3 protein-coding genes are annotated in these 5,850 nt (G+C 44.4%); all 3 read left to right on the top strand.

Going from position 1 to position 5,850, the window contains the following annotated elements; all coding sequences use genetic code 11:
* Positions 1-1,260, top strand: a 1,260-nt coding sequence (locus tag QZZ35_RS08435) for an MATE family efflux transporter (RefSeq protein ID WP_291236999.1), incomplete at its 5' end; no start/stop codon positions are given.
* Positions 1,261-1,284: 24 nt separating this feature from the next.
* Positions 1,285-1,896, top strand: a complete 612-nt coding sequence (locus QZZ35_RS08430) for a cytidylate kinase-like family protein (protein WP_291236998.1) — start codon at positions 1,285-1,287, stop codon at positions 1,894-1,896.
* Positions 1,897-1,906: 10 nt separating this feature from the next.
* Positions 1,907-5,806, top strand: coding sequence for an efflux RND transporter permease subunit (locus tag QZZ35_RS08425; RefSeq protein ID WP_291236997.1), 3,900 nt, complete (start codon positions 1,907-1,909; stop codon positions 5,804-5,806).
* The last annotated feature ends 44 nt before the right edge of the window (positions 5,807-5,850 follow it).

The raw sequence follows: 5,850 nt of genomic DNA, 5'->3' as shown, positions 1-5,850 counted from the left end.
ATTTTTCAGCAGCTTTATAATATTGCCGACAGTGTGATTGCGGGAAAATTTGCAGGAGAGAATGCACTGGCAGCGGTAGGAGCTTCTTACCCTATAACGATGATTTTCATGGCGATTGCCGTGGGAAGTAATATCGGATGTGCAGTCGTCATATCCCAGTTTTTCGGAGCAAAAGAATACGGAAAGATGAAGACAGCTATTTTTACGACAATGCTGTCCTCTTTTGTGCTGTCTGTTCTGTTGATGATCTTCGGACTGCTTGGTACAGAAACATTGATGAAAATGATACATACACCGTCAGATATATTTGAGGACGGTGCACTCTATCTGAGAATCTATGTTGCCGGTTTTCTTTTTTTATTTTTATATAATGTGGCAACAGGAATATTTACATCTCTCGGAGATTCAAAAACACCGCTTTATTTCCTGATAGGATCTTCTCTCGGAAATATTCTTTTGGATACGATTTTCGTGGCCGTCTTAAAATGGGGAGTCGCAGGTGTGGCATGGGCCACATTTATTGCACAGGGTGTGGCATGTATTTTAGCATTGATCACGTTGATGGGACGTATAAAAGGGATTGAAACATCACAGCCATGTCAGATTTTTTCGTGGCAGATGCTTAAGAAGATCAGCGGAATTGCCATACCGAGCATTCTTCAGCAGAGTTTTGTATCCGTTGGAAATATATTTATACAGAGTCTTGTCAATTCTTTCGGATCTTCTGTTATTGCCGGTTATTCGGCGGCTATTAAACTGAATACGTTTACGATCACATGTTTTTCTACCATGGGAAATGCGGTTTCCAGCTTTACTGCCCAGAATCTGGGTGCCGGAAAGGTTGAGAGAACAAGAAAAGGATTGGGTGCGGGAATAAAAATGGGACTGATTGTGGCTCTGCCTTTTTTTGCTGCCTTCTTTATTTTTGGGAAGAATATGGTACAATTGTTTATGAGCGGTGATGCATCTGTGGTAGCTTTGGAAACCGGTGTCACATTTCTTAGAATTGTATCACCTTTCTATTTTGTTATTTCCATAAAACTGCTTGTCGATGGTCTGCTTCGCGGAGCAGGGGCAATCCGGGAATTTATGGCAGCCACATTTACAGATTTAATTTTGAGAGTGCTGATCTCGTATATTTTGTCTGCATTTTTTCAGGCAACAGGCATATGGATGTCCTGGCCGATCGGGTGGACAATTGCAGCAATTATGTCTGTTTTCTTTTATCTAAAAGGTAAGTGGGCTGAAAAATATTGTTAAGTATGTAAGAAAGAGGCGGTAGGCATGACAGAAAAAAAGATTATTTGTATCGGAAGAGAATATGGCAGCGGCGGACGAGAGATCGGCGAAAAACTTGCTGAAAAGCTCGGGATACCCTGCTATGACAAAGTGCTTTTAAAACAGGCGGCGATCGATTCGGGTCTTACAGAATCCCTGTTTGAAAATGCGGATGAAAGACGCAACAGCTGGATATGGAATGCTTTTTGTATGGGTAATCCGACAGCAGATACCATGATGACGGCGGCGACAGATTACCTCACAAATGACAGCCTTTTTTATATGCAGAGCCGGACGATCAAAAAACTGGCTTTTGAGGGCTCCTGTATTTTTATCGGACGATGTGCCGAGTCTGTACTGGAAAATCATGAAGAGGTTTTGTCTGTTTTTATTCATGCGGATAAAGAAGATAGAATCGAACGGATCATGAAACGTCAGGGCGTAGACCATAAAAAGGCAGAAAATCTTATGAACAAAATGGATAAGCGGCGGGCAGACTATCATAATTATTACAGCGACAGCAAATGGGGAAGATGCGGTTCCTATGACATGTCAATTTCAAGCTCAAAATTTGGCATCGAAGGGGCTGTGCGTATGATCGAAGAAGCTGTTCGTTAGGAGGATTAATTTGCCAAAATTCAGTGTTAAAAAACCCTACACGGTTGTGGTAGGCATTGTGATTGTTTTGATACTTGGTTTTGTTTCGTTTACAAAGTTATCAACGGATCTGCTGCCGAGTATGAATTTTCCCTATGCGATTGTCATGACGACCTATCAGGGAGCCAGCCCCGAACAGGTTGAGATGATAGTGACAGAACCTGTGGAAGCGTCGATGGCGACGGTGAGTAATATAAAGCAGATCAGTTCCACATCCAGTGAAAATTATTCGCTGGTTATTCTTGAGTTTAATACAGCGGCGAATATGGATTCTGTGACGATTGAGATGCGGGAGAGTCTTGATATGATCAGTGCCTATTGGCCGGATGAAGTGGGAACTCCGATTATTTTGAAACTGAATCCGGATATGATGCCGGTCATGATGGCGGCGCTTTCCGGTGAGGGAATGACTCCGGAGGAAGTCAGCAGTCTTTATGAAGAGAAGATCAGTTCGGATTTAAAGCGGATTGACGGTGTAGCTTCTGTAACCGCTTCCGGGCTTATTGAGTCATCGGTTCAGGTCGTGCTTGATGAAAAGAGAATTGATGAGCTGAATAAAAAGCTTGGGGATAAGATCAATGATAAATTTGATGAGGCCCAGAGTGAAATTGATTCGGCCAGAGAAGCGATTGAGGATGGAAAAACTCAGCTTGAAAACGGCAAGCAGACCGCTGCCAGTCAGATGGCGAGCGCAGAGCAGCAGATGAGTGATGCCCGGACGGAACTTCAAAAAGGCCAGAATGAGCTGGCTATACGAAAAGCCCAGCTGGAAGAGAAGGAAGCTCAGATTGCTCAGATGGAGGCTGCCCTCGCTCAGGCAGAGGCAGAGTATAACCGTCTTTTAGAAAAAGAGGAAGGATTAAAAGCTCTTAAAGCTGAATATACATCGCAGATTAGTCTGCTTAACGAGAAAAAGGCGAGTCTTGAAGGACAAAAAGCGGCACTCATAGAAGAAGGCAAACAGGATACGGAAGAATATGCGGCCATTGAGAGTGAGATTGCTCAGCTGGATATTTCGATTGCCGAATTTGAGACAGCGTCACAGGAAGTGGACAAGCAGCTGGCAGAGGTGGCTGTGTTAAAAGCCGCTGTTTCATGTCTTGGTGAACCTTTGGAGGCGATACGCAGTAAAATTACAGAGGGAAGAGCGGCCATTACAGAGGCAAAAGCAGCAATTGCCCAGGCAGAGGCCCAGGTAGCTTCCGGTCAGAAATCTCTTTCCGAAGCAGAAGCCGAGCTGAGTAAAAACAAAGCTTTGGCAACGATTGAGATGAGCGGAGCCCAGACTCAGATGGCCCTTGGAGAGGCCCAGCTTGATCAGGCCCAGACCCAGTTAGATTCAACGAAGGATACCACACTGGAAAATTCAGACCTGAAAAAAATACTGACGGCGGATATGGTGAAGGGCATTCTTACAGCTCAGAACTTTTCCATGCCGGCCGGTTATATTACAGAGGAAGGCAAGGATTATATGATCCGCGTTGGAGATAAATTCAACAGTCTGGAAGAGATTGAAAACATTATTCTCATGGATCTGTCTGAACAGGATCTTGGGAAAATTTATCTGAAAGATGTGGCGGATATTGCCATTGTGGATAACAGTTCAGAAGTTTATGCGAAGATGAACGGTTCACCGGCAATTTTAGTGTCTATTGAAAAGCAGAACGGCTACTCCACCGCAGATGTGGCAAAACGGCTGCGTGCCTATATGAAATCGGACAAGATGGATGTCTACGGTGTTCATATGACAGCCTTGATGGATCAGGGAATTTATATTGATCTTGTCATTGAATCTGTACTTCACAATCTTATATTGGGTGCGATACTTGCGATTATTATTCTTTTCCTTTTCCTGAAGGATGTAAAACCGACGCTGATCGTTGCCATATCCATTCCGATCAGTGTATTATTTGCCATCAACCTGATGTATTTTACCGGTGTTTCGATTAACATTATTTCCCTCTCGGGACTGGCACTTGGTGTCGGTATGCTGGTTGATAACTCTATTGTTGTTATTGAAAATATTTACAGATTAAGAAGCGAAGGCATGCCGGTAAAAAAAGCGGCGGTTATGGGAGCTAAACAGGTCATGGGAGCCATCATCGCTTCCACATTGACAACGATCTGTATCTGGGTGCCGATCATATTTACAGACGGTATTACCAAACAGCTTTTCGTGGATCTGGTTCTGACAATCGCCTATTCGCTTCTGGCCAGTCTTGTCGTGGCGGTGACTGTTGTTCCGATGTTCTCTTCAAAAATGATGAAGAACAGCACAGAGAAGCCGACACCATTTTTAAACCGGATACTGGATCGGTATGAGAGGGCACTTCGGTGGGCATTGTGTCATAAAGCGGTATTTCTTATCACCGTATGCGGACTTTTAGTTGTCAGTGTGACAGGAATCCTGTCAAAAGGTATGGAATTTATGGGAACAACGGATTCATCTCAGATTTCAGTCAGTGTGCAGATGGATGAAGAGACAACCTTTGACGAGGCTGTGGCCGTTTCAGACGAGATCATGATGCGGATACAGGCGATGGAAGACGTGGAAGAAGTGGGTGCAATGCTTGGGTCCGGTCTCAGCATGATGTCTTCCATGGGAGAAACCCGGACGGATATGATCTCCATGTATGTCATTTTGAAGGATGACCGGAAGATGACGAGCAATCAGGTGGCAGCCGAGATTGAAAAATCGACTTCAGATATGGAATGCGAAGTGACGGCCAGCGGCTCCACGATGGATATGTCTGCTCTCGGAGGTTCAGGAATCAGCGTGATGATCAAAGGGAAGAACCTGGATACACTTCAGGAAATTGCCTCAGACTATGCAGATATATTGAGAAATATTGAGGGCACGGCAGAGGTGTCTGACGGACAGGAAAATCCGTCACCGGAACTTCGCATCACCGTCAATAAAGATAAGGCAATGCTCCATAACCTGACAGTTGCACAGATCTATCAGCAGATATCGGCCCTTGTGGCAGCTCCGTCTTCCATGGCGACATTGTCTACGGACAGCGATGAGTATAAAATTTATGTGTCGGATGATGCAAATTCGGGTATGACAAAAGAGGCTTTAAAGGATATCCGGCTGACAGCCACAAATCAGGCGGGAGAAGAGGAAAAGATCATCCTGTCGGATATTGCGGAAATATCGGGCCATTCCGGTCTTTCGTCGATCAGTCATGACAATCAGCAGCGTTATATTTCCGTATCCTGCAGTGTGGATGACCAGCACAATACGACGCTTGTGGCAGAAGAATTTAAAAAAGCGGTTGAAGAGGTGAAACTTCCGGAGGGATATTCGGTAGAATATTCAGGAGAAACTGAGACGATCAATGAAGCCATGGGTCAGCTTCTTCAGCTTTTGGGACTCGGCATTGTCATTATGTATCTGATCATGGTAGCCCAGTTCCAGTCGCTCTTATCACCTTTTATTGTTATGTTTACAGTACCTTTAGCCTTTACAGGAGGATTTCTTGGACTGTTATTTACAGGCAATGTGCTCAGTGTTATTGCGATGGTCGGATTTGTTATGCTTTGCGGCATTATCGTCAACAATGGTATTGTTTTCATTGATTATACAAATCAGCTCCGTCTGGAAGGAAAAGATAAGACGGAGGCCCTTGTTGAGACAGGACGGACACGTATGCGGCCGATCCTTATGACAGCACTGACAACGATCCTTGCCATGTCAACAATGGCTCTCGGACTCGGCGAGGGAAGTGATATGGTGCAGCCGATGGCGATCGTAACCATTGGCGGTATGATTTACGGAACATGTCTGACACTATTTGTCGTACCGGTTATTTATGATATTTTCCATAGAAAGAAGATTTCCGTAGAAGAATGGGAAGAGGATATTTGAGAACGGGTTCTTAATTGCCATCTTCGCAAAAATGATATATAATA

Source organism: Frisingicoccus sp., assembly GCA_016298055.1.
Taxonomy (GTDB): domain Bacteria; phylum Bacillota; class Clostridia; order Lachnospirales; family Lachnospiraceae; genus Frisingicoccus.
Note: the sequence above shows the minus strand (reverse complement) of the source record. Positions and strands in the feature narration are given on the sequence as shown.